This is a genomic window from Mesorhizobium sp. WSM4884, assembly GCF_029625675.1.
Classification (GTDB): Bacteria; Pseudomonadota; Alphaproteobacteria; order Rhizobiales; family Rhizobiaceae; genus Mesorhizobium.
Genome location: NZ_JARTVO010000014.1, coordinates 144753 through 166690 on the forward strand (window position 1 = coordinate 144753; position 21938 = coordinate 166690).

Below are 21938 nucleotides of genomic sequence, written 5' to 3' on the forward strand. Positions count from 1 at the left end.
TCATGTACCCAGCGGGATGCGTGCTCAACGCTCTCGAGTATACGTCGGCCGCGCTGCTGTCTTCCGTCCGGATTGCCGGCGTAAAAATCAAGCCCGCCCCGGCGATGGGAAGCCGGAACGGGCTCGGCTTGGGTCTGGACCCTGTAGTCAGGAGACTACAGGGAAAAAACAGGTCGGCGGCTGCAATGTTCCGAAATTTCTCGGCCAGCAGGCCGCCGACGGCAATGCCTGGGACAAAGTTGAGACGATCCGGACGGTTTTCCCACCCGGGATCGCGCGCATCAGGCCAGCAGGCCGGCGGCCTTCGCCGCCTTGCGCAGGGTTTTGCGGGCCTCGACGGGACTTCTCAAACCGTCGAGCGCGTCGCGGCAGACGCGGCTTGCCGACCGCCAGGCGCCGTCGCGCGCCCGTCTTGGCCAGCGCTGGTCGAGGCATTCGACGGCCTCGAAGCAGCTTGAGACCTTGTGTTGTCTGCTTGGCTCGAAATCAATCACGACCGGCTCGGAAAACCAGACGTCGTTCATCACATCCTCCGTTCGTATGGTGGTCTTTTGACAAGCAACGGCGCCGGCTGGCGCCTGTTGGAATGCGGGTCCGGGATGATTGGCGGACCCGCGCGTTAACCAACCACCGCCTATAATGTTCCGAAGAATTTTCGGGATCGGAGATCAGCCGTCCGGGCCGGCTTGACGGCCGGAATCATGCGTTGCGACCCGGCGCGGCGCACCGCTCAAAAACACATGCCCAAAGTCACTGGTTGGGCCGCGCAATCCTCCGCGGCGATGCGGGCAGTCAGCATTCTATCGAGTGCCTATTCGACCAGCACATGCGCTTCGCGCGCGGCGCTGACGAAGGCTTCCCTGGCATTGTCGGCCGGAACGTCGCCAGTCATTGCCCGGCGGCAGGCGCGCAGCGCCGCGCCATGCTGCGCGCTGCCGGCGTCGCGCCACTGGCCCGTCAGCAATTCGACGGCCTGCTGCGCATTGGAAATGTGTCGGATCGACCCCGCCACGCCGACGGCCACTTCGACCGGCCTGGAAAACCATCCCTGGATCATCGCGAAACCCTGATGCGTTGTGAGCGGATCAGAAACGCGCAACTGCCCGGAGGGTTTCATCCCGATATTTCAACAGGATGTGAGCAGCGCGCGCCGGCGGCGGACATCGTTCCGTGCTATCGTCCGAGCGGCTTGCGGGACAGTTCGACGAGTTCCGCCTCGTCGGTGATGCCCGCCATGTAGTTCGCGATGATGCGCGAGGCGCGCGCTTCCTTTTGCTCTTCCGTCTCGCCGGCGACGCGGCCGCTCTCGAAGACGCGCCCAAACAGAGCCGTCTCTAACGGTGTGAACATGTTTCGTGACATATTGGACATGGCTTCCTCCTCCGCCCATGTCCCCCTTTTCCTTCCCCGGCTAATATTATCACGGGTTCGGAAACGAGGTGAGTCCTCGAAGAATGGTGACGATGTGCGTTCCCCACAGACCGCGGCCTGCAGGCTTTTCCTCTCATGATCTGGCCGCGAGCACGCCGGATGCTGGGCCAGCCTCGCTATATCCTTGCTGAAACAACGAAGCACTGATATTCATTAGCGGCGCGGAATTATTCCGAGTCTGCGCCAACTTGCGTCACGCAACAACGTGGCGCATGCTGTCCGAGGCCAATATCCCGACGTGGTGGCAACCGGGTTACGGCGGGATTTGGTCGAACAAAGAAGCAGGGCAGGTTCCGATTCCATGTCGGAGCAGGTCCACGAATGCTCTGGAACTCTGAAGCCATCGCCCCCATGGCCTCGGAAGAGCATGAATATGGGGAAATCGATGGTGACGAAGAAACTTACCGCCAACGCAGAAAGCGCGGCAGCCTTTCTTGCGGTGATGGGCAACGAGAAGCGTCTGCTCATCATGAACTATCTGGCCGAAGGCGAATTGTCGGTCGGCGCGCTCGCCGACAAGGTCGAACTCAGCCAGTCAGCACTGTCCCAGCATCTGGCCAAACTGCGCAGGTTTGGCCTGGTCGATACCCGCCGCGACCGCCAGATGGTCTACTACTCCTGCAAGTCGTCCGCGGCGCGAGAACTCCTCGCTCTGCTCGACGGTTTGCTGACCATGGATAGGCCGCTTGCCGGCCCGGCCCGGCAGGCTCTCGTCGAGAGAATGCGGCGGCCGCAGGCCGCCTGATCGGCTGCGACGCAGGCGAGGCCGGGGGGCCTTCGCCTTGCGCGGCGCCGCTCGCCCGGCGTGGTGAAAACGGCACTGCCTACGACGCGGGACGCCTGCTCGCGCCAACCTGTCAATTGGTCGAAGCCTTACCAATTCTTAATTTGGCTGTCACAAGTCTGCCAGGAACAGGCCCGAAACACGGGTGTATGTCCAGCGGAGCCTCGTGATGGCCGTCATAAGCACCTATACGTCCAGCCAGAAATTCTTGCATTGGGCGCTCTTTGCCCTGGTTATTCTGCTTTATGGTCTAACCTTCGGCGAAGAGTTCTATCCCCGTGGCGATCCGGCGGTCGACGCCATTTGGCGATTGCACATTTCCTTCGGCCTCCTGCTCGCCGCGCTTGTCTTTTGGCGGGTGGCCCTGCGCGGCATGAAAGGGGCGCCGAGCCTGCCGGCGGAGATGACTGCCGCGGAGCAGGCCGCCGCGAAGGTCGGTCATTTCGTCCTTTACGCGCTGCTGGTCGCGATTCCCGTCCTCGGCATCCTGTTGACCTGGTTCAGGGGCGACGCGTTGAGCTTCTTCGGCCTGTTCACCGTGCCGGCGCCGTTTGCTCCGGACCGAGCGACCGCCCGGACCATCCGCGAGCTGCATTCGCTATGCGCGAACGGCATACTGATCGTGGCCGGCATACACGCCCTTGCCGCGCTCTATCATCATTTCGTTCGCCGGGACGAGATCCTGACCAGAATGCTTCCCGGGAATCGCTAACACGCCGGGTCTCGTTCACTGCGGCTGGTCGTTTTTTGCGCCATCACTTTTGATTGAAGGGCGCTGTGCGGGCGAAGCGGCATTTGCCCGCAAGGCTATGATAATCAGCCGCTTTTCGCCGAAGCCGTTCGCTCTCGCCTTTCCAGAGTTTACGGATTTGTAAATCGTCCGCCCGCCCTCCGCCGGCTAAGCTTTTGGCGATCCACACCCCCGGATCGCGTGACGGGTCGAACTTCCACTTCGGCGCCTCACGAGGCCCGTCGCTCCCGGCGGGCCTCTTTCGTTTGAGGCACGGGGCAAGCAAAGTTCACGCCGCTGGGCGCCGCCGTGTGATGACACTGCGCATGGCGAGCACCAGCACGGTGATGATGATCAGGATCACCGAGAGCGCCGCGATCGCCGGATCGATGTTGTCGCGCAGGCCCATCCACATCAGGCGCGGCAGGGTGATGGCGTTCACCGAAGTGATGAACAGCGTGACGCCGATCTCCTCCCAGGAGAGCACGAAGGATAAAAGTGCTGCCGTGATGATGCCGAACTTGATGTTGGGCATAATGACACGCGTCGCGCGCTCCCACACGCTGGCGCCCAAGCCTCGCGCGGCAAGGTCGATGCGGCGATCGAGCTGGCTGAGCGACACCAGGATCAGAACGGTGGCGAAAGGCACCGTCATCACCGAATGCGCCATCGCGACACCCAGCCAGGTGTCGTAGCCGAAGAAGGACGAGATGCCGGAGACCGAGGTGAGCAGGAAATAGAGCGTCACCGCCGAGACCACCGGGGGCACCACCATCGGCAGCAGCACGAAGCCGACGAGCGTGGCGGTGAAGCGCGGCTGGAACATCCACACGCCCAGGCTGAAGGCGAGCGCCAGCACGGTGGAGAGCGCGCTGCTGACGGCGCCGATCCGGAGCGAGAGCAGGATCGAATCCAGCCACCGCGGATCCTCGATCAGCGAGCGGTAGTGGCGCAGCGACAATTCGCCCGTCGGCATGGTCAGCATGCGGCTCGGCGTCAGCGACACGGGGATGACGGCGAGCAACGGCATAAGCAGGAACAGCGCCACGAGCACTGCGAGGATGAGCGAGACGGGGCCGGGGCGGTAGGTCGGCATCGCGCTACACCAGTTGCTTCGGTTTGACATAGCGGAACAAGAGCGCCATCAGCGCGCCGACGAACACCACCAGCACGACGCTGATCGCCGCGCCCAGCCCCCAGTCCGGGCTCTGGAAGATGCGCAGGTAGATAAGCTCCGCGATCATCACGCTGCGGCCGCCGCCGAGAATCGCCGGCGTGACGAAGAAGCCGAGCGAGAAGACGAAGGTGATCATCGCCGAGCCGATGATGCCGGAGCGCGTCATCGGCACGAACACCGCCCAGAAGGTGCGCATGCGGCTGGAGCCCAGGCCTCGCGCCGCGAGCAGCACGCGCTCGTCCAGGCTGCGCATGGCGGATGCCAGCGGAAACACCGCGAAAGGGATGAGGAAATGCGACATGCCGACGATAACGCCGAACTCGTTGCGCACCAGGGTCAGCGGCTCGGAGATGAAGCCGATCGATTGCAGCCAGGTGTTGATCAGGCCGCGGTTGGAGAGCAGCGCCACCCAGCCGAAGGCGCGCGTCAGCACCGAAATCCAGAACGGCACCAGGATGCAGAACTCTGCAAGCACGCGCTGCACCGGGCTGCCGCGCACCCACACCACCGTGATCGCGTAGGCCGCGGTGACGGAAACCATCGTGACGATCGCCGCGATGCGCAGCGTGCGGATGAACACCGACTGCACCAGGTCATCGGTGAGCAGGGCGTGGTACTGGCCGAGGCCAGGGGAGGGGAGTGTAAAACTCCACTTCACCACGCCGAGGAAAGGCCAGGCATAGGCAAGGACAAGGAACAGGAGCAGCGGCGCCATCAGCAGCGCCGCGCCCATCCTGTCGGAGAGGGTGCCTCTCATGTCAGCTCGGCATCTCCGTCCGATCAGGCGGAGATGATCTTGGTATACTCGTCGAGTGCTGCGCCGTAGTTCTTGGCGTACCACTCCATGTCGAGCGGGATCTGCTTCTTCATGTTGTCCGGATCGACGGGATTGATGCGTTTCTTGTCGGCCGGGATCAGCGCGTCGGCGGCCGGGTTCGCCGGACCCTGACCGAGCTTGTCGAACATCACCAGTTCCTTCTGCGGGTCCTGCGTGCTGGCGATGAACTTCATCGCCGCCTCCTTGCCGCCGGGATTGTTCTTCAGCACTGCCAGCGCGCCGGGCGAGATCAGGCCCTGGTCCCAGATGAACTTGATCTGGCCGCCGGAGTCCTGCTCGATCAGCGAAGCGCGCGTCGACCACACGATCGCCATCGAGGCCTCGCCGTTGAGCAGCACGCTCTGGCTCTCGGCGCCACCGCCCCAATAGGAGACGACGTTTTCCTTGAAGGCGGCGATCTTGTCATGCGCGCGCTTGAGGTCGAGCGGATAGAGCGAGGCGGGCGCCACGCCGTCGGCAAGGAGCGCCGCTTCCCAGCTCGACACGCCCCATTTGTAGAGCGAGCGCTTGCCTGGGAATTTCTTGACGTCGAAGAAATCGGCCATGCCGGTCGGCGCGTTGGAACCGAATTTCTGCGAGTCGTAGGCGATCACATAGGAGAAGAAGTAGGTCGAGGCGGCATATTCCCAGCCGAAGCCCGGCCGCATCTTGCTCTTGTCGACGATCTTGTAGTCGATCGGCTCGAGCATGCCCTGGCCGCCGAGCGTGATCGCCGAGAATGGATCGACGTCGACGAGGTCCCAGGTCGGTGCGCCGCTCTTGAACTGCGCCGCGATCGCGCCTTCGGTCGGGCCTGAGCCGTCCATCTTGACCGGGATGCCGGTGTCCTTGGTGAAGGCCTGGCCGTAGGCCGCGTCGTAGGCCGTGATGGCGTCGCCGCCCCAGTTCACCAGCACCAGTCCTTTGGTCTCGGCGAAAGAGCTGGTCGAGCGCAGCAGCATCGGTGTACCGGCAAGCACCAGGCCCGCGAGCTGCGCGAATCGGCGGCGAGAGATTTCGCCGCGTTTTGCCCTCTCGGCGAGGGATTCGATGGTTTGCTTCTTGGTATCGTTCATTTCAGTTCCCCTTGTTTTCGTTGATCTGGTCCGGAAGCCGGTGCGGCGATTTCAGGCCGCGTCGGCGCTCATTGTCCTCCGTCCGGCAGGAGGAAACCCTTTTCCGCCGGCCAGGTCAGCCAGACGGAATTGCCTTTGCTGAGGGCGGAGGCCGCAACTTCGTTCGGCACCGACACGGTGACCTTCGCGCCCTGGCGGGTGGTGAGGTCGAGCTTGGTCGCGGCACCCAGATAGGTCGAGGCGACGGCGGTCGCGGCGATGCCGTTCTCGCCGACAGAAGCTTCGGGCGCGATCGACATGTGCTCCGGGCGGATGGCCAGGATGGCATCGCCCTTGATCGCTTCGGCCTTGCAGCGCATGTTGACCGCGCGGTCCTCGCAGACACCGGTGGCGCCATTGTCGGCGGGCTTGACGCCCTTCACCGGCAGCATGTTGATCTCGCCCAGGAACTCGGCGACGAAGCGGTTGGCCGGTCGGTCGTAGACCTCGTCCGGCCTGCCGACCTGCAGGAGCTTGCCGTGATTGAAGATGGCGACGCGCGACGACAGCGCCAGCGCCTCGCTCTGGTCGTGGGTGACGAAGACGAAGGTGGTGCCGGTCTCCTGGTGCAGCCGCTTCATCTCAGCCTGCATCTGGCCGCGCAGGCTCTTGTCCAGCGCCGAGAACGGCTCGTCAAGGAGCAGCACGCCCGGCTCGAACACCAGCGCGCGGGCGAGCGCCACACGCTGCTGCTGGCCGCCGGAAAGCTGCGCCGGCAATTTCTTCTCGTGGCCCTTCAGCCCGACGCGCTCGATCATCTCGCCAACGCGATGCCTGATCTCGGCGGCCGTTTTCTTGCGCACCTTGAGCGGGAAGGCGATGTTCTGCTCCACGCTCATATGCGGGAACAGCGCGTAGCCCTGGAACACCATACCGGCGGCGCGTTGTTCGGCCGGGCGGTCGGTGATGTCGGTGCCGTCGCTGAACAGGCGGCCTTCGCTCGGCTGAACGAAGCCGGCCAAAATCATCAGGAAAGTGGTCTTGCCGGAACCGGATGGCCCAAGCAGCGTCAGGAACTCGCCGCGGCCGATATCGAGCGTCAGATTGTCCAGCGCCCGGAACGAGCCGAAGCTCTTGCCGATCCCGTTCGCCTTGATCTCTGCGGCCCGGCCGGGTTGCTGCATCCTGCCTCTATCCTCAGTGTCGGCTGAAATCGTAGGCACGCTGGCGGCTCACCGCAACCGAATAGTTTTCGCCTGATCGGCAAATTTGATTCACATGTTGCGGCAGGGAGGCGACGCTGCAGCTGCCAATCTCCTCCCTTGCGGGGGAGATGCCCAGCAGGGCAGAGGGGGGTGCTGTCCCGCCAGCGTAGAAACTGAAAAGCGAAGAATTTTCAGAAGACGGCAATTGCCACCTCGAGATTCCGGAAATGTCGGCGTTCCGTCACACCCCCCTCTGGCCTGCCGGCCATCTCCCCCGCAAGGGGGGAGATTGGCTCTCCATCGGCCCGCTCAATTCCTCTAAAGCCTGTTTTCCGACAGCTTCGCCCTTAGCCATTCGCTGAAGGCATTGAGCACGGGGTGGCCCGCCTTGGCATGCTCGAAGACCAGGAAATAGGCGCGCGGCGAAGGGACAGTCGCTTCGAACGGCTTGACCAGCCGCCCCTCGCTCAGCGCCCGGCGGCCGGTCAACTCGTCGCCCAGGGCGATCCCCTGGCCGGCGATCGCCGCCGAGAAGACGAGGTTCATGTCGGAAAAGAAGATGCCGCCCTCGGTATCGGGATTTTCCACCTTGGACAGCGCCAGCCAGCGCGCCCAGTCCTCGGTGTCGCTGAGATGGAGCAGATTGGCGCGCAGCACGTCGGCGGGTTTGGAAAATCCGCCGATCTTGTTGAGCAGCGTCGGGCTGCAGAGCGGCGTGAAGGAGACTTCGCACAGCAGTTCCACCGCCCGGTTCGGCCAGTTGCCGACGCCGAACGCGATGAAGGCATCGGCTTCCGGATTGCTGACGTCGTCGAGTCGCCGCGGCGTCAGCACGGAGAGCGCGACGTCCGGATACATCTGCTGGAATTCGCCTATGTGGGTGCACAGGAACATCGAGGCAAAGCCCGGCGGACAGGAGATGGCGAAGGAGCCGCCGACGCCGGTGCCGCCGCCCTGTGTCATCGCGTCGCCGAGCACGGTCAGCGCCTTGCGCACATCCGCCGCGTAACGCTGGCCGCGCGGCGTGAGCGCCACGCCCTTGCCGATGCGCTGCAGCAGATCGAAGCCGAGGTCTCGTTCGAGCAGCCGCAACTGATGCGAGACGGCGCTGCGGGTGAGGTGGAGTTCGTCGGCGGCGCGCCACACGCTGCCGTGACGGGCGAAGCTGTCGAGGGCGCGCAGCGCCTGCGTGGAAGGTATTCGCAAGATGCCTCAGGTGAACCGAATTTGCACGAGCCGGGAAAACATATCACTTTTTGATGAGCCGCTTCACTGCTTTCTTTACGGCATGGAGGAACCGGTGACGACCTCAGCGCAGGAAACCGCGCTCGCCTGCATCGACGGCATCCAGCCGCTGCTGTCGGCCTGGACGCGCACCATTTTCGACTTCGGCGAAACCGCTTGGCGCGAGTACCAGTCGGCCGCCTGGTATGTTGACCGGCTGAAGCGCGAGGGCTTCTCGGTCGAGGAAGGCTCGGGCGGCATGCCGACCGCCTTCTGCGCCCATTGGACGAACGGGGACGGCCCTACAGTCGGCATGTATGCCGAATACGACGCCGTGCCCGGCAATTGCCAGGACGCCGCGACCGTGAAGCAGCCGAGGCCCGGCTTGGGCTTCGAGGCCGGCGGTCACACCGACCCGCATTCGGGCCTCGGCATCGGTAGCCTCGGCGGCCTGCTCGCCGCCAAGGCGGCGATGCTTGAGCATGGCATAAAGGGCACGCTGCGCTTCACCGGCGAGCCGGCCGAGAAGGTGAGGGGCTCGAAGCCGATCCATGCCGCGAAAGGCTATTATGACGGCCTTGCCGGCATGATCTCCTTCCATCCCTTCTACATGCTGCCACTCTGCAACACCGCGCGCTGGGACACACATTGCGGCGCGGCTTACGCGATGATCTACCGCTTCATTTGCGACGAACCCGAAAATTGGGTTCGCGCAAGCGACGGCGCACCGATCCCGCAGGCGCATTCGGCAGTGCGCGCGCCCGGCGCCAACGACGCGCTGATGATGATGTACATGGCTTCCAAGGCGCTGCGCGATTCCATGCTGACGCACCAGGGCGGCTGGTCGATCAGCGAGGCGATCCTCACCGCTGGCCAGGCGACCGCCGACAACCTGCCGGCGGGACTGGCGGAGATCCAGTACATGATCCGCGTGCCGACCGTTGCCATGGCCGAGCAGGTGACCGCCGTGCTCGACCGCAACGCGGAAGCGGCAGCCAGGATGAGCGGCTGCCGCTACGAGTGTCATTGGGTGTCGAAGTCGCGGCCGGGGCTGGCCAACCACGCCATGGCCGAAATCACCTACGCGGCTCTCTCCACCGTGGGAGCGCCGCAGTGGAGCGAAGAAGCGAAAGCGATCGCCCGCGAGGTCCAGGTCAATGCAGGCGGCGGGGCGACCGAAAATCCGTTCATCGACGAATTGGAGCGGCTGATTGCGCCGCAGGAAGCAGAGGCGATTCTGCGCCGCGACCTGCCGCCCTCGCAGGTGAACTCGACCTCCGACGACTATACCGACATGAGCTGGCATGCGCCGACGGCGCGCTTTTACATCGCCCGTCCGGCGCTGCGCTCGGCCAACGGCCACGCCTATGCCGCCTGGGTGATGAATGCGCTTGGCGGCATTCCGGCCACCATCGACCCGATGGTGACATGCGCCTCCAAGACGGTCGCGCTGACCGCGCTGCGTCTGCTGGAGGACAAGGCCGCGCGCGATGCCGCGATGGAGGAATTCGTCGCCCGCACCGGCGGCGGCGTCGGCGGCTCGAACTGGATCGCGCCGCTCTGCGATTACGAACCGCCGATAAACTTCCGCTGGCCGGAATATGTCACCACGCCGCGCGGGCGCGACTGGTGGATCCCGGCTGCGACCGCATGACAAAATTCAATCGAGGAGAACCCCATGACCGTCCATGACCGCATCGTCGCCGAACCCTTCTCGCTGCAGCGCCGCAACCCCGCCGGCGGCACCAAGCCGCTGACCGCCTGGGGCTTCGCCAACGAGACCGATGTGCTGACCGACGTCCTGCTTGGCTCGCCCAATTTCCTGCGGCATCTCTCCACCAGCTCGCTGTCGCGGAAACATCTGCGTGAGGCGCCCTGCAACATCCAGATCGCGCAGGCGCAGCACAAGGACCTCGTCGCCGCCTACGAGCATTTCGGCGTCAACATCCACTGGCACGAGCCAACGCCGGAACTGCCGATGCAGGTCTATTCGCGCGACTCCAGCGTCATGACGCCCTATGGCGCCTTCATCACCGCCATGGCCAACTGGTGGCGGCGCGGCGAGAACTACGCCGCCATCCGCACCTATGAAAAGCTCGGCATCCCGATCTACGACATGGTGACGGCCGGCACCTTCGAGGGCGGCGACTTCAACGTCATCGAGGAAGGCGTGGTGCTGATCGGCTGCGGCGGCGCCCGCACGCAGGAGGAAGGTGCGCGCCAGGTGCAGGCCTGGTTCGACAAGGAAGGCTGGGAAACTCGCATCGCCTTCATCGACGAGTATTACGTCCATATCGACCTGATGGTGGTGCCGATCGCCGAAAAGCTCACCGCCGTCTGCCTCGCCTGCACCGAGCCCGGCATCGTCGACTGGCTGAAGGGCAAGGGTCACGAGATCATCGACGTGCCCTTCCAGGACACGATGGCGCTCGGCTGCAACTTCATGTCGCTCGGCAAGGACAGGGTGATCGCGCCGACGTCGAGCAAGACGCTGATCGGAAAGCTGAAGGCGCAGGGCTTCGAGGTCGCGGCCGTCGACATGAGCGAGATCTCCAAGACCGGCGGCGGCATCCACTGCATGGCGCAAGCGTTGAAGCGCGTGAAAGCTTAAGGCGGTTTCAAGGATCGCCAATCGCCGAGGCCGCGCTCCTTCGCGCCCCCCCTCTGGCCTGCCGGCCATCTCCCCCACGAAGGGGGAGATCGGATGTCGCGTTGGCTTTCGCCAATCACCGACGTTGCAGGATTGAGCGGGGCGTTGAAGCTGCCAATCTCCCCCCAAGTGGGGGAGATGTCCGGCAGGACAGAGGGGGGCGCCGTAGAGCGCTAACCCTATGGGAAATTCGCCCGGCCTTGTCTTTGTCAGCGCCCGCGCCCGCTGCGTCGCCTTGTCTCGACCGGCTCCTCGGCCGGCGGCTCGCCGGGCAGGCCCAGCCGGTGGCGTTCCTCCTCGGCGAAGGCTTCGGCTTCCGCGTGGATGTCGAACAACTGATGGGTCAGCCTGCCGCCTTCGACGACGCGCACCAGCCATTGGGCGTTGATGAATTTCACGCGGACACTATCTGGTTCGCCTGCCACCATGTGCAGCTCCAGCCCGTTGCCCCAAGAATTCAACCCTCGAGAGCAATACGATTTAACGCCCGAAGGGTTGCCGCAAGGTTTCGGTTCCTTGGCCTTTAGTACGACAAGAGTCGCGGGAGACGAGCACACTTGTTGTCGAAAATATAGATTTTTGCAAAGGCTGCCAAAATGGATAAAAGTCTGGCTGCGACTCAGCAGAATTCGACTTCGATATGGCGTTCGGTCTGCGAGGCGATGCGGCAGCAGCTATCGAAGGCGTCAGAGCGGATCTGCAGGTTGAACGTCCCTGGCACGCCGATCGAACTGGTCACGTCGAGGCCGGCGCCGTCCCCGCCCAGCGTGCGCACCGTGCAGTCGATCGACGACATGCGGTTGTTGAACAGGATGCGGCCGGCTTTGAGCACGCGGCGGCGAGGGCTGCCTGGCGCATCGTTGGGCGACCGCCAGGCGACGCAGCGATTGCGGCCGGCGGCCTTCGCTTCATAGAGGGCGGCGTCGGCATTGGCGAGCAGCGCTTCAATGTCGGCCGTGCGGGCATCGAGCGCCGCCATTCCGAAGCTGGAGGTGACGGGAACCGGCGTCTCGCCATTCCTGACGGCGACGCGTTCGATCGCCTCGCGCACCTTCTCGGCGACCCCGCCCATTTGCGCGCGATCGGTGTGCGGCAGGACAAGGGCGAACTCCTCGCCGCCGAGACGGCCGAAAATGTCGGTACCGCGCAACTGGCCCCGGCAGGCCGCGGCGACGGCGGCAAGCACCTTGTCGCCCGTGGCGTGGCCGTGGCCGTCGTTGATCGACTTGAAATGATCAAGGTCGAAGGCGATGCAGGCGAGGCCGTGTTCGTGGCGCTGCGCCAGCGCGATGGCGTTCGCGGCCCGCTCCTTGAAGGCGCGGCGCGACAACGCGCCTGTCAGGGGATCGACGGAAGCGAGCTGTCGCAGTTCCAGCTCGTCCATGGCAAGGGCCGCCAGGTCGCACAGGATGGCGGTCTCGCGCGGCGTGAAAGCGCGCGGCTCGAAGCCGATCGCGCAGACGGTGCCGATATTATGCCCTTTGTTGGTGCGCAGCGGCACGCCGGCATAGAAGCGGACCTGGGGTCCGGCGGTCACCATCGGGTTCTGCGCGAAGCGGATGTCGTCGCGGGCATCCGGCACCACCAGCGGCGTCATGTCCTGCAGCGTGTACTTGCAAAAGGTCTCGTCGCGGCTGACCTCGCGGTTTTCCAGTCCCTCATAGGACTTGTACCACTGCCTGTGGCCGTCGATCATAGAAACGATTGCGACCGGCACGTCGAAAATGTTGCGGATGAGCCGCGTTATGCGGTCGAACGCTTCCTCGCGCGGCGTGTCGATCACGTCGAAGCAGTTGAGCGCTTCGAGCCGTTCGGCCTCGGCGACGTCTTCCATCGCCAGCGGCGGCGATTCCCTAAGCATCCGATGCATGGCACTGCCTCACTGCCACACCGCCCGGTGGCGCAGAGTGCAGGACAGGGCTGAACATTCGGTAAAAGGGAGAGGTCGGCCGGAGCTTTACTCACGCCGGCGGCCCGGCAGCCTGGGGGGGTGTATTGGGTTCGGCGGCCGGGCCTGACCGGAGTTTGCGAGCCTGCCGGCTATCTCGAACATGCGCTTGCGCTCATGCAAGGGCAAGAACGACCTAGGCCCTAGGACCAAAGCAGCACGGGGAGGGCAAACGGCCGAAGCGGCGGCCTCCTGTTTCGCTCACCGGCATTGACCTGCCGCGCTCAGGCTCGCTCAGGCTGGAGCGTAGCGCAGCAGCGTCACGCCTTGGGAGAGGCGCTGCATGCAGAGCGGCGTCAGCGTGAACGACTGGCCATGCCGAAAATATGGCTTGCCGCCGCCGAGCACGACCGGATGCATGTAGAGCCGATACTCGTCGATCAGGTCTGCGCGGGCCAGATCTCCGGCCAACTCGGCGCCGCCGACGCCGATTTGGCCATCCGTCTCCGCCTTGAGTGACCTTGCCACCGCCACGGCATCGCCATCCGCCAGGCGCGCATTGGCGCCAACCTCGCGGAGCGTCGTCGAAAACACGACCTTCGGCGTTTTGCGCCAGGCCAGGGCAAAATCGCGCTCGACCTCGCCGCCTTTCTCCCGCTCCGGATCGTCCCAGAAGCGCATTATCTCGTACAGGCGGCGCCCGCAGAGCATGATCGCGGTCCGCCGCATGTCCTCGTTGAAATGCCGGTGCAGTTCTTCCTCGGGCACCGGCAGGTCGATGCTCCCGTCCGGCCCGGCAATATAGCCGTCCAGCGACATCAGCATGGAATAGATGATCCGGGCCATCCGCGCCTCCTTCGTGCCCTGTTCGAGGTCAAGGATGCACATCTGATTGCATTTTGCAATCGGTTTGGCCGGGGATGACGCGAGCCTCGGATCAGAAGCCGAAGAACTGCTTGCCGACGACATAGCCCAGCGCCACGACCACCAGCGGGAACAGCGCCGGTGCGATCCTGCCGAGCGGTGAGGATTTCATCTCTCTCGCTGGAGCGTTGGGCTTGGCATTGCCGAGGTTCTTTGTCATGGGGTCCGTCGCCGGGTTTGTTGCCGGATGACCTGTAATATTAGAAACGGCTTATTAATTTTTTCACAATTCGATCGGTGCAATTTGCAGCCATCCTCGGTGGTCGCTATTCCGCCTGCTGGGTGCGCTCGGCGAGCGCGAAGGCCTGCAGGTTCCTCGATTTGCCGAGATCCTGGTCGGCATTGGCGATGATGGCGTGGAAGGCGGCGCGGGCGATGTCCTTCTTCTTGGTGCCGGGATGCACCTTGCGGACGGCCTTGACCAGCTCCTTCGGTGTCATGTCGGGTGTGACGAGGCGCATCAGCGTGTCGCCTATGGCCTGCAGTTCGCTGGCATCCATGACCAGAACCCTGTGTTGGCTGTATGAGCCTAGCATATAGCTCCGTCAGAACGTCACTTTTGTGATGCGCGCCCATCGACCCGGAGCGGAGCCTCTACAGAATCTTCGTTGCGAAGGCACCGAGCCGTGAATTCTCGCGATAGGCAAGCCGCACCGCCAGGGCGGCTGCGACTCCGGTGGCGGCGCCGCCCACGACGTCGCCCGCATAGTGGATGCCGATGTGGAGCCGCGACCAGCAGATCAGCAGCGCAGCGGCAAGCAAGGCAAGCGTGCGGCGCGGCAGCGCCTGCATCGCGAAGGCGGCGACGATGGCCATGCTGGCCGTCGCATGGTCTGACGGAAACGACCAGTCGGCGCTGGGCGCTATCAACAGATGCGTGACGCCGGCATCGTAAGGCCTGATCCGGTGGACGAACAGCAGGATGATCTGGTTGATGCCAAGACCCAGCAGGAAGGAGAGGCCGGCGGAAAGGCAGGCATGGCGCACATGGGTACGATCGGTCCTCGACCACCATTGCAGTGCGACCGCGATCACCATCAGCGGCACGCCGATTTGTGAGATCGCTATCATTGTCCTATCAAGGAGCGGGCTGACGCCGGCAGCCGAGTTGATCCAGTGCGTGAGCGAAGCGTCCATTCCTGTCTGTTTCCCTGGTCCATCGTGAGGTCGATCGTTGAAGCCTGCCGACGAGCATCGCATTCACCAGCTCTTTGAGGTCAGCGTATGGCTGAAAGGTGCTCATGCGTTGATCGAGTGCATTGGCGGCATCATGCTTTACGCCGTCACCACCGAGACCATCGCCTCCTGGGTCAACATGTTCACCCAGGAAGAGTTGATCGAGGATCCCAACGACTTCATAGCCGGCTATTTGTCGCGGATGGCCAGCCAGTTTTCGGTGGACAGCAAGGAGTTCTACGCCTTCTACCTGCTGAGCCACGGGCTGATTAAGCTTTTGCTGGTTATCGGCCTGCTGCGCGGTAAGTTGTGGTCCTACCCGGCCTCGCTCGCGGCGCTCGGCGCCTTCATGGTCTACCAGGTCTATCGTTATTCCTACACGCACTCGCCCGGCTTGCTTGTGCTGACCGTCTTCGACGCGATCGTCATGTGGCTGATCTGGCAGGAGTGGAAAGCGGTGCGCCACCATATGGCCGGCTGAGCGCGCTAGGCCTCACTCGACTTTCCGTCGGAATTTCGAATGACAGCTCGAGCAATCCTGCAGGATGAGATGCAGGAGATGCTCGGCCGGCAGCTTTGCCGGATCGGTCTCGGCAGCGCCTGGGCGCCTGCCGAGCAGGCTGCCGCCATCCATCGGCAGCATGGCGCCCATGCGCATATCGCTGGTGATCGCGGCCGGTCCCTGATCTGCCTTGGCGGCGAGCGCGTCGGCGAGCCGGCCGACATGGCGGGCGAGCGCCTCGAACTCCGGTCGGGCCTGGTCGATCTCCGGCCTGGCGGCTGACGGCACGCCGAGCGAGCCGGCGGGGAACTCGGCGATGAGGGCAGGGCCGGTGCGCGCGCTGAGCGTTTCCGCCGCCGCCTTGAAGGCCGCCGGCTCATAGGCGCGCTTGCCGTCGAACATCTCGGCGATCGCCTTCGCGGCGGCCGCCATCTCCTTCATCGAGGCCTGGCGCGCCGCCACGATGGGATTGCCCGGAGCGGCCGCCAGGGACGGAGCAAAGGTCGGCGGGCCGGCGAGCGCTAGTGTTGCCACCCCAAGAACGGCGCGGAGCCTCATGCCTGCACGTCGACGATGCCCATCATGCCGAGCTGCTCATGCTCCAGGATGTGGCAGTGATACATGCGCGGCCCCGGCCGTTCCTGGCGCGTCACGAGCCGCACCGTCTCGCCGCGCGCCACGTTGACCGTGTCCTTCCACGCCAGATAAGACGGTTTGGAGACCTTGCCGTCGCGCTCGCGCTCGACCACCTGGAACTGCGTGCCGTGGAGATGGAACGGGTGGTCCATGTCGGCCCGGTTGACGATTTCCCAGAGCTCGGTGTCGCCGGCCTTGGCGACGATGTCGACGCGCCCCATGTCGAACGCCTTGCCGTTGATCAAAAAACCCATCTCCATGCCGGTGGCGTTCATCGCCATGGTCTCGGTGAAGACGAGGCGCCGGCTGATCGTGGGAGCCCCAAGCGGCGCGATCGGCCTCAGCCGCTCGGGCAGCGGCGGCATCGCCTCGGCCGGCGCGTCCGAGACATCCACCGTCAGCAGCGTCAGCCCGGCATCCTCGGGCCGGCCGGGACCCATCCAGCCACGATCATAGGAAAGCGTGGTGAGCGAAGCGGTTCCCGGCTTGTCGAAGGCGACGACCAGCTCGACGCGCTCGGCCGGGCCGAGCAGGATCTCGTCGGCCGCCACCGGCTCCTCCAGCAGGCCGCCATCGCTGCCGATCACCGTCATCGCGGCGTTGGCGAAGACGAGCCTGAGGAAGCGCGCATTGGTGGTGTTGTAGAGCCGCAGGCGCCGTTTCGCGCCCATCGCCACCGCGAGCCGCGGGTTCTTCTGGCCGTTGACCAGCACATGGTCGCCGACGCGGCCGTTCATCAGGTCGCTCATGGTGTTGTCGGGCATCGAGCCGTCGGCGGCAAGGCGAAGGTCGGTGAACATGAGCACGGTGTCGCCATAGGCGGCGGGCACCGGATCGGCCTTGGCCTTGACGACAAAGGCGCCGGCGAGGCCGCGATAGACCTGTTCGGCCGTTCGGCCGTGCGGATGCGGGTGGTACCAGTAGGAGCCGGCGCTGCCTTCCGGCAGCTCGAAGGCGTAGACGCGGTCGGCGCCTGCCGCCACCGGATCCATCGGATTGCCGTCCTGGTCGGCGGGCACCGGCATGCCGTGCCAGTGGATGGTGCTCGGCTCGCCCTCGATCCGGTTTGCGAAAGTGATCTCGACGCGGTCGCCCTCATAGGCCTCGATCAGCGGCCCGGGGCTGGTGCCGTTATAGGCGAGGATCGGCGTGTCCCGGTCGGCGACAAAGCGCGCTGTCGCCGGCTCCGCCGTCAGCCTCGCCTTGAACAGGCCAGCCTGTCCGGCGTCGTTGGCAAGCGGCGGCAATTCACGCAGCGCCTCGCCCTCCGGCAGAGCAGCGGGCGTCTGCGCCATGGCGCCCATGTCATGGCCCGCATGGCTGCCCATATCCATGTCCGACATGCTGTCCATCTTCATCTGCGCCAGCGCGCGAGAGCCCGCCAGAGCCGTTATCAGGCCCGCCACCAGAAAGCCGCGTCGATGCACCGTTTTTCTCCTCGATCGTGATTGGGGAGGACGCCGCCATGGCGACCGCTTGCGCAGACTAGGGGTTCCAGTTGCTGGAAGGTCAAGCGGGTCCGGCAGCTGAAGCCGGAAATTTCGGCGGATGGATCGTAATGGCCTTGGCGGCGTTCACCCGCAGGTACAACCAGCCGTTTCATTAACCAGCCCGAGAAGCCGGGTCATGCTTATCCAACCGATCGACTATTTCCTCGTTGCATGGTTCGTGCTGGCGCTGGCCTCGACGCTCTATGTCGGCTTCGACCAGTACCGCAACAATCCCGAGCCGACGGTGATGAAATGGGGCTTCATCCTGGTGACGCTCTACATGGGTCCGCTCGGCCTGCTGCTTTACGTGCTCGCCGACAAGGAACCTCGCCCCGGCGAGCACGAGGCCTTCACCAGCCCGTTCTGGAAGCAGGGCGTCGGCTCGACCATCCATTGCGTGGCCGGCGATGCCACCGGCATCATCCTTGCCGCGGTCGTCACCGCCACGCTCGGCCTGCCGATGTGGCTCGACCTCATTGTCGAATATCTTGCCGGCTTTGCCTTCGGCCTCTTTATCTTCCAGTCGCTGTTCATGAAATCGATGATGGGCGGCACCTATTGGGAAAACGTCCGCAAGAGCTTCGTTCCCGAATTCATCTCGATGAACTTCATGATGGCCGGCATGGCTCCGGTCATGAGCTTCCTGATGATGGGCCGCGACATGCGCGCCATGGAGCCGACCGAGCTTCTGTTCTGGGGCGTGATGTCGCTCGGCGTCATCGCCGGCTTCGCGTTTGCCTATCCCGCCAATGTCTGGCTGGTCGCGCGCGAGTTGAAGCATGGCCTAATGACCGAGCGCGCGCAGAAAGCCCGTGCAGGCCATAGACAACTGTCAGCCGTGGGGGAACACGCGCGGATGCAGATGCAGCAGGGCGACGCGAGCGGTCACGGCCGTCACGAGCAAGGGCACAACACCGCCTCCCACAAGAGCAAAGGCAACGCTGGACATCCCATGCACTCGGACGCGACCACGCCGCAGATCGCGGCACTCGGCGCCGTGTCGGCGATGGCGCTGGCGCTCGGCATGGCGGCACCGGCGAACTGGCTGAACCTCACGCTCTCGGCCCGCGATGTCGGCGGGGTGATCATGCCGCAGGGCATGATCATGGACCGCGACACGCCGGCCGACACGATGCGCGACATGGCGGCGGCCGATCCGCGCCTGGTGACCGCCTCCTACGGCCTCGCGGCCAGGGGCGACCGGGATTTGCCTTTCCGCATGGAGAACGGCGTCAAGGTGTTCGAGCTGAGACCCTCGATGATCCGCTGGTATATCCTGCCGGACGTGACGGTCGACGCCTATGCCTATAACGGCCAGATCCCAGGCCCGCGCATCCATATCCGCCAGGGCGACCGGGTGCGCATCAACGTCACCAACGGACTGCCGGAGGAGACGACAGTGCACTGGCATGGCCTGATCCTGCCCAACCAGATGGACGGGCCGGCCGAGATCACGCAGCCGCCGATCGAGCCCGGAAAGACCTATTCCTACGAATTCACCGCCACACAGCACGGCACCTATTTCTATCATCCGCACGCCAAGCCGGACCGCACCCAGGCGCTCGGCCTCTATGGCGCGCTGATCATCGACCCCGCCAACCCAGCCGACGAGGTCGCGGCCGACCATGACTATGTCATCGAACTGCAGGAATGGCTGGTGCGGGAAGGGCTGACCTATCCTTCGATGCCGATGGACGGCGGCATGCCGAATTTCTTCACCATCAACGGCAAGGCCTATCCGTCGACCGACACGATCCATATGAAGGTCGGCGAGACGCTCAAGGTCCGCTTCATCGGCACCAACAACGGCTTCATCCACCCCATGCACATCCATGGCGGACCGTTCGAGGTGGTCGCCCGCGACGGCGAGACGATCGCAGCCTCGGCCCGCTTCCTCGCCGACACCATCAATGTCGGGCCAGGCCAGCGCTACGATGTCGTCTGGACGGCGCGGCGCCCGGGGAAATGGCTGATCCACTGCCACATCCCGCACCACACGACGAACAACAATGTCGAGGAGAAGGGCGGCGGCGGACTGATGGTGGTCATCGATGTCACGTGATCGCGGCGGAGCGCTCGCCACTCCCAGATGCGACGAACGCGCCCTGGATCTTGGAACCCTTGCCGCTCTCGCAAGGTTTATTATGCGAGGCGAACTGCCATGGAAGACAAACCGCCTGCCGATAACCCGGGAAGGATCCTCGCCACCGTGCTGGCGGTCTGCCTCATCATCATCGCCTTGTTCTTTATCGGCTTCAGATATTCAGAGCGCGACCAGGGAACCTTGATCGTGCCCGGAGCGGTGCAGGGCAGCAAGTGATCGGCCCCAGTGATCGGCCCAAGTCCTTGCCTGCCAGGCACGGAAAAGGCTGTAACACTTTGATTTTGCCTGTCATCCCTTCCAAACCTTTTAGGTTCGGGATCACGCGCCTGGGAAGAAACAGGTTTTCCGAAACGTTTATGGAACAGGCAACGCTCAGAGCCTGGCGCCCGACAGGGGCGCTCATGAGCAAGGAACCCCTCCGGCAACAGCGCGCATCGCGCCCGAAGCCCAGGGAGACAGTACATGTCCGCCAACGCCTATATCAACCGGATCGCGACAGCGGTTCCGGAACATGAAGTCCATCGGTTCTACCTGCGCTACGCCGCCTCGATGCTGGCCGACGATCGCAGGAGGATATTCGAACGCATGGCCGGCCTGGCCGGCATCGAGCACCGCTTTTCTTGCTTTGCGCCCGCGCTGGACCCGGAAGGGCCGGCGGCCGATCTCGGCGGAACCTTCCGGCGCGGCGCCTTTCCCGGAACGGCCGCCAGAATGGCGATGTTCGGCGAGGCCGCGCCCGTCCTGGCGCAAACCAGCATCGACGGGCTCCATCTCGGCAACGAGGCGTCGCGCATCACCCACCTCATCGTCACCACCTGCACCGGTTTCTCCGCGCCCGGTATCGACCTCGACCTGGTTCAGCGCTGCGGCCTGCCGGACGACGTCGAGCGCACAATCATCGGATTCATGGGCTGCTACGCGGCCGTCAACGGTCTCAAGCTTGCCCGCCACATCGTCCGCTCCGACCCGCAAGCCAGGGTGCTTCTCGTCAATATCGAGCTCTGCACGCTGCATCTGAGGGAAACCACCGAGCTGCACAAGCTTTTATCCTTCTGCCTGTGGGGCGATGGCTGCGCGGCGACGCTCGTCACGGCCGAGCCGCCCGGGATCGAGCTCGACTCCTTCCGCTGCACCGTCGCCGACGAGCAGCGCGACCTGATGACCTGGGATATCCGCGACCACGGCTTCGACATGGTTCTTTCCGGCAAGGTGCCGGCGGCGGTCCAGCAAGCGCTGCGCGGCAATCAGGACGCCATCCTGGGCGGCCGGCCGCCGGAGGCGATCGACCTCTGGGCCGTGCATCCCGGCGGCCGCACCGTTCTCGATGCCGTCGAAAGGGCGCTCGACCTCGAGCCCGCCGCGCTCAAGCCGTCGCGCGAGGTGCTGCGCCGATACGGCAACATGTCGTCGCCGACCGTCATGTTCGTGATGGAGGAGATGCTGAAGAAGCCGGCCGGCCTGCTCGGCTGCGGCATGTCCTTCGGACCGGGCCTGACGGCCGAGACGATGCTGTTCAGGACGGTCTCGTGAGCGCGCTCGCCAAGCGCAGTCTCGTTCCGGAAATCCTGGACGGGCTTCCGCCCGACGACGCGCGGGCCTGCCGCTCGCGCCGCGATCTCGCCCGCATCAATGCGCTGATGTTCCAGGCGCCGATCATGGCCGCGCTCATGCGGAAATTTCTGCCGAGGCCACCGGGCCGTATCCTGGAGATCGGCGCCGGCGACGGCACCTTCATGCTGAAGGTGGCGCGGCGCATGGCAAAGGACTGGCGCGAGGTGGAACTGACGATGCTCGATCGCGTCGGCCTCGTCACGCCGGAGCTCACGGCGGATTTCGCCGCGCTGGGATGGAGGCTCGAAACCATCACCGCCGACGTCTTCGACTGGGCGGAGAAGGACGTGATGGCGAACGCTCGTGACTGGCCTTTCGACGCGATCACGGTCAACCTGTTCCTGCATCATTTCGACGACGACGGACTGCTGCACCTGTTTTCGCGGCTGCAAGGCAAGGCGCCGCTCATCCTGGCGACCGAACCGCTGCGGGCGGGCCTGGCGCTCGCCGCGGCCTGCCTTCTGCCGGCAATCGGCGCCAACGATGTCACCAGGCATGACGCCGCCCAGAGCGTGCGCGCCGGCTTCCGCGGCA

At 64.6% G+C, this 21938-nt stretch carries 25 protein-coding genes; 9 read left to right on the top strand and 16 right to left on the bottom strand.

The annotated features are described in order from the left end of the window. Window positions 1-281 precede the first annotated feature (281 nt). From P9236_RS21645 to P9236_RS21655, 3 genes are all read right to left on the bottom strand, one after another. On the bottom strand, window positions 282-524 hold the full coding sequence (locus P9236_RS21645; RefSeq protein WP_278076576.1) for a DUF982 domain-containing protein: 243 nt from the start codon (window positions 522-524) through the stop codon (window positions 282-284). Between the two features lie 287 nt (window positions 525-811). Next, entirely contained in the window at window positions 812-1057 is a 246-nt protein-coding gene (locus tag P9236_RS21650) for a DUF982 domain-containing protein (RefSeq protein ID WP_278076577.1), read from the bottom strand. A 116-nt stretch (window positions 1058-1173) separates the two neighbouring features. Then, a complete protein-coding gene (locus P9236_RS21655; protein WP_347405198.1) occupies window positions 1174-1371 on the bottom strand; it encodes a hypothetical protein in 198 nt (65 codons plus the stop codon). 445 nt (window positions 1372-1816) lie between these two features. Here P9236_RS21655 and P9236_RS21660 point away from each other — a divergent pair, with 445 nt between their 5' ends. Further along, window positions 1817-2176 (top strand): metalloregulator ArsR/SmtB family transcription factor, encoded by a 360-nt coding sequence (locus tag P9236_RS21660; protein WP_278076578.1) that lies wholly within the window; start codon window positions 1817-1819, stop codon window positions 2174-2176. A 208-nt stretch (window positions 2177-2384) separates the two neighbouring features. Then, window positions 2385-2927, top strand: coding sequence for a cytochrome b (locus P9236_RS21665; RefSeq protein ID WP_278076579.1), 543 nt, complete (start codon window positions 2385-2387; stop codon window positions 2925-2927). 307 nt (window positions 2928-3234) lie between these two features. Here the strand turns inward: P9236_RS21665 and P9236_RS21670 are convergent, their stop codons facing one another. The 5 genes from P9236_RS21670 to P9236_RS21690 all read right to left on the bottom strand — a co-directional run bounded on the left by P9236_RS21670 (window position 3235) and on the right by P9236_RS21690 (window position 8405). Further along, window positions 3235-4041 carry an ABC transporter permease gene (locus tag P9236_RS21670; RefSeq protein ID WP_278076580.1) on the bottom strand — a complete coding sequence of 269 codons (807 nt, stop codon included), beginning with the start codon at window positions 4039-4041 and terminating at the stop codon, window positions 3235-3237. 4 nt (window positions 4042-4045) lie between these two features. Further along, window positions 4046-4879, bottom strand: a complete 834-nt coding sequence (locus P9236_RS21675; protein ID WP_278076582.1) for an ABC transporter permease — start codon at window positions 4877-4879, stop codon at window positions 4046-4048. A 23-nt stretch (window positions 4880-4902) separates the two neighbouring features. Continuing rightward, window positions 4903-6015 carry an ABC transporter substrate-binding protein gene (locus P9236_RS21680; protein WP_278076583.1) on the bottom strand — a complete coding sequence of 371 codons (1113 nt, stop codon included), beginning with the start codon at window positions 6013-6015 and terminating at the stop codon, window positions 4903-4905. A 68-nt stretch (window positions 6016-6083) separates the two neighbouring features. Continuing rightward, window positions 6084-7178, bottom strand: coding sequence for an ABC transporter ATP-binding protein (locus tag P9236_RS21685; RefSeq protein ID WP_278076584.1), 1095 nt, complete (start codon window positions 7176-7178; stop codon window positions 6084-6086). 339 nt (window positions 7179-7517) lie between these two features. Beyond that, window positions 7518-8405, bottom strand: a complete 888-nt coding sequence (locus tag P9236_RS21690; protein WP_278076585.1) for a LysR substrate-binding domain-containing protein — start codon at window positions 8403-8405, stop codon at window positions 7518-7520. Window positions 8406-8487: 82 nt separating this feature from the next. On the opposite strand from P9236_RS21690, the gene P9236_RS21695 reads away from it, so the two are divergent. Further along, window positions 8488-10077, top strand: coding sequence for an amidohydrolase (locus P9236_RS21695; RefSeq protein ID WP_278076586.1), 1590 nt, complete (start codon window positions 8488-8490; stop codon window positions 10075-10077). 24 nt (window positions 10078-10101) lie between these two features. Further along, window positions 10102-11034, top strand: a complete 933-nt coding sequence (locus P9236_RS21700) for a dimethylarginine dimethylaminohydrolase family protein (protein WP_278076587.1) — start codon at window positions 10102-10104, stop codon at window positions 11032-11034. A gap of 248 nt (window positions 11035-11282) precedes the next feature. Here the strand turns inward: P9236_RS21700 and P9236_RS21705 are convergent, their stop codons facing one another. The 6 genes from P9236_RS21705 to P9236_RS21730 form a co-directional block, all read right to left on the bottom strand. Continuing rightward, window positions 11283-11501: a hypothetical protein gene (locus tag P9236_RS21705; RefSeq protein WP_278076588.1), complete on the bottom strand. Its 219-nt coding sequence runs from the start codon at window positions 11499-11501 to the stop codon at window positions 11283-11285. Between the two features lie 191 nt (window positions 11502-11692). Continuing rightward, a complete protein-coding gene (locus P9236_RS21710; RefSeq protein WP_278076589.1) occupies window positions 11693-12943 on the bottom strand; it encodes a sensor domain-containing diguanylate cyclase in 1251 nt (416 codons plus the stop codon). 312 nt (window positions 12944-13255) lie between these two features. Then, a complete protein-coding gene (locus P9236_RS21715) occupies window positions 13256-13930 on the bottom strand; it encodes a dihydrofolate reductase family protein (protein WP_278076591.1) in 675 nt (224 codons plus the stop codon). Then, the gene (locus P9236_RS21720; RefSeq protein ID WP_278076593.1) at window positions 13899-14045 is read right to left on the bottom strand and encodes a hypothetical protein; all 147 of its coding nucleotides are present in this window, start codon (window positions 14043-14045) and stop codon (window positions 13899-13901) included. The genes P9236_RS21715 and P9236_RS21720 overlap by 32 nt, the downstream gene beginning before the upstream one ends. A gap of 106 nt (window positions 14046-14151) precedes the next feature. Further along, the gene (locus P9236_RS21725; RefSeq protein ID WP_127427482.1) at window positions 14152-14385 is read right to left on the bottom strand and encodes a hypothetical protein; all 234 of its coding nucleotides are present in this window, start codon (window positions 14383-14385) and stop codon (window positions 14152-14154) included. A 94-nt stretch (window positions 14386-14479) separates the two neighbouring features. Next, a complete protein-coding gene (locus tag P9236_RS21730; protein ID WP_278076594.1) occupies window positions 14480-15022 on the bottom strand; it encodes a phosphatase PAP2 family protein in 543 nt (180 codons plus the stop codon). 37 nt (window positions 15023-15059) lie between these two features. On the opposite strand from P9236_RS21730, the gene P9236_RS21735 reads away from it, so the two are divergent. Then, window positions 15060-15542, top strand: a complete 483-nt coding sequence (locus P9236_RS21735; RefSeq protein ID WP_278076595.1) for a DUF2127 domain-containing protein — start codon at window positions 15060-15062, stop codon at window positions 15540-15542. A 12-nt stretch (window positions 15543-15554) separates the two neighbouring features. On the opposite strand, the gene P9236_RS21740 is transcribed toward P9236_RS21735, so the two are convergent. Beyond that, entirely contained in the window at window positions 15555-16121 is a 567-nt protein-coding gene (locus P9236_RS21740; RefSeq protein WP_278076596.1) for a cytochrome c, read from the bottom strand. Continuing rightward, window positions 16118-17626 carry a multicopper oxidase family protein gene (locus P9236_RS21745; RefSeq protein ID WP_278076597.1) on the bottom strand — a complete coding sequence of 503 codons (1509 nt, stop codon included), beginning with the start codon at window positions 17624-17626 and terminating at the stop codon, window positions 16118-16120. The genes P9236_RS21740 and P9236_RS21745 overlap by 4 nt, the downstream gene beginning before the upstream one ends. Window positions 17627-17825: 199 nt before the next feature. Here P9236_RS21745 and P9236_RS21750 point away from each other — a divergent pair, with 199 nt between their 5' ends. The 4 genes from P9236_RS21750 to P9236_RS21765 form a co-directional block, all read left to right on the top strand. After that, on the top strand, window positions 17826-19751 hold the full coding sequence (locus P9236_RS21750; protein WP_278076598.1) for a DUF4396 domain-containing protein: 1926 nt from the start codon (window positions 17826-17828) through the stop codon (window positions 19749-19751). Window positions 19752-19850: 99 nt separating this feature from the next. Next, a complete protein-coding gene (locus P9236_RS21755) occupies window positions 19851-20009 on the top strand; it encodes a hypothetical protein (protein ID WP_278076600.1) in 159 nt (52 codons plus the stop codon). Window positions 20010-20255: 246 nt separating this feature from the next. After that, entirely contained in the window at window positions 20256-21323 is a 1068-nt protein-coding gene (locus tag P9236_RS21760; protein ID WP_278076601.1) for a type III polyketide synthase, read from the top strand. Beyond that, on the top strand, window positions 21320-21938 hold a 619-nt coding region (locus tag P9236_RS21765), incomplete at its 3' end, for a class I SAM-dependent methyltransferase (protein ID WP_278076602.1). The genes P9236_RS21760 and P9236_RS21765, both read left to right, overlap by 4 nt.

What these genes read in the sequence shown, in the direction of transcription:
- P9236_RS21665 (WP_278076579.1), top strand. Translation starts at nt 2,385, where the DNA reads ATGGCCGTCATAAGCACCTATACGTCCAGCCAGAAATTCTTGCATTGG.
- P9236_RS21660 (WP_278076578.1), top strand. Translation starts at nt 1,817, where the DNA reads ATGGTGACGAAGAAACTTACCGCCAACGCAGAAAGCGCGGCAGCCTTT.
- P9236_RS21755 (WP_278076600.1), top strand. Translation starts at nt 19,851, where the DNA reads ATGGAAGACAAACCGCCTGCCGATAACCCGGGAAGGATCCTCGCCACC.
- P9236_RS21645 (WP_278076576.1), bottom strand. Translation starts at nt 524, where the DNA reads ATGAACGACGTCTGGTTTTCCGAGCCGGTCGTGATTGATTTCGAGCCA.
- P9236_RS21705 (WP_278076588.1), bottom strand. Translation starts at nt 11,501, where the DNA reads ATGGTGGCAGGCGAACCAGATAGTGTCCGCGTGAAATTCATCAACGCC.
- P9236_RS21655 (WP_347405198.1), bottom strand. Translation starts at nt 1,371, where the DNA reads ATGTCCAATATGTCACGAAACATGTTCACACCGTTAGAGACGGCTCTG.
- P9236_RS21725 (WP_127427482.1), bottom strand. Translation starts at nt 14,385, where the DNA reads ATGGATGCCAGCGAACTGCAGGCCATAGGCGACACGCTGATGCGCCTC.
- P9236_RS21695 (WP_278076586.1), top strand. Translation starts at nt 8,488, where the DNA reads ATGGAGGAACCGGTGACGACCTCAGCGCAGGAAACCGCGCTCGCCTGC.
- P9236_RS21715 (WP_278076591.1), bottom strand. Translation starts at nt 13,930, where the DNA reads ATGTCGTCGGCAAGCAGTTCTTCGGCTTCTGATCCGAGGCTCGCGTCA.
- P9236_RS21740 (WP_278076596.1), bottom strand. Translation starts at nt 16,121, where the DNA reads ATGAGGCTCCGCGCCGTTCTTGGGGTGGCAACACTAGCGCTCGCCGGC.
- P9236_RS21750 (WP_278076598.1), top strand. Translation starts at nt 17,826, where the DNA reads ATGCTTATCCAACCGATCGACTATTTCCTCGTTGCATGGTTCGTGCTG.
- P9236_RS21710 (WP_278076589.1), bottom strand. Translation starts at nt 12,943, where the DNA reads ATGCATCGGATGCTTAGGGAATCGCCGCCGCTGGCGATGGAAGACGTC.
- P9236_RS21650 (WP_278076577.1), bottom strand. Translation starts at nt 1,057, where the DNA reads ATGATCCAGGGATGGTTTTCCAGGCCGGTCGAAGTGGCCGTCGGCGTG.
- P9236_RS21760 (WP_278076601.1), top strand. Translation starts at nt 20,256, where the DNA reads ATGTCCGCCAACGCCTATATCAACCGGATCGCGACAGCGGTTCCGGAA.
- P9236_RS21730 (WP_278076594.1), bottom strand. Translation starts at nt 15,022, where the DNA reads ATGGACGCTTCGCTCACGCACTGGATCAACTCGGCTGCCGGCGTCAGC.
- P9236_RS21700 (WP_278076587.1), top strand. Translation starts at nt 10,102, where the DNA reads ATGACCGTCCATGACCGCATCGTCGCCGAACCCTTCTCGCTGCAGCGC.
- P9236_RS21680 (WP_278076583.1), bottom strand. Translation starts at nt 6,015, where the DNA reads ATGAACGATACCAAGAAGCAAACCATCGAATCCCTCGCCGAGAGGGCA.
- P9236_RS21670 (WP_278076580.1), bottom strand. Translation starts at nt 4,041, where the DNA reads ATGCCGACCTACCGCCCCGGCCCCGTCTCGCTCATCCTCGCAGTGCTC.
- P9236_RS21675 (WP_278076582.1), bottom strand. Translation starts at nt 4,879, where the DNA reads ATGAGAGGCACCCTCTCCGACAGGATGGGCGCGGCGCTGCTGATGGCG.
- P9236_RS21720 (WP_278076593.1), bottom strand. Translation starts at nt 14,045, where the DNA reads ATGACAAAGAACCTCGGCAATGCCAAGCCCAACGCTCCAGCGAGAGAG.
- P9236_RS21685 (WP_278076584.1), bottom strand. Translation starts at nt 7,178, where the DNA reads ATGCAGCAACCCGGCCGGGCCGCAGAGATCAAGGCGAACGGGATCGGC.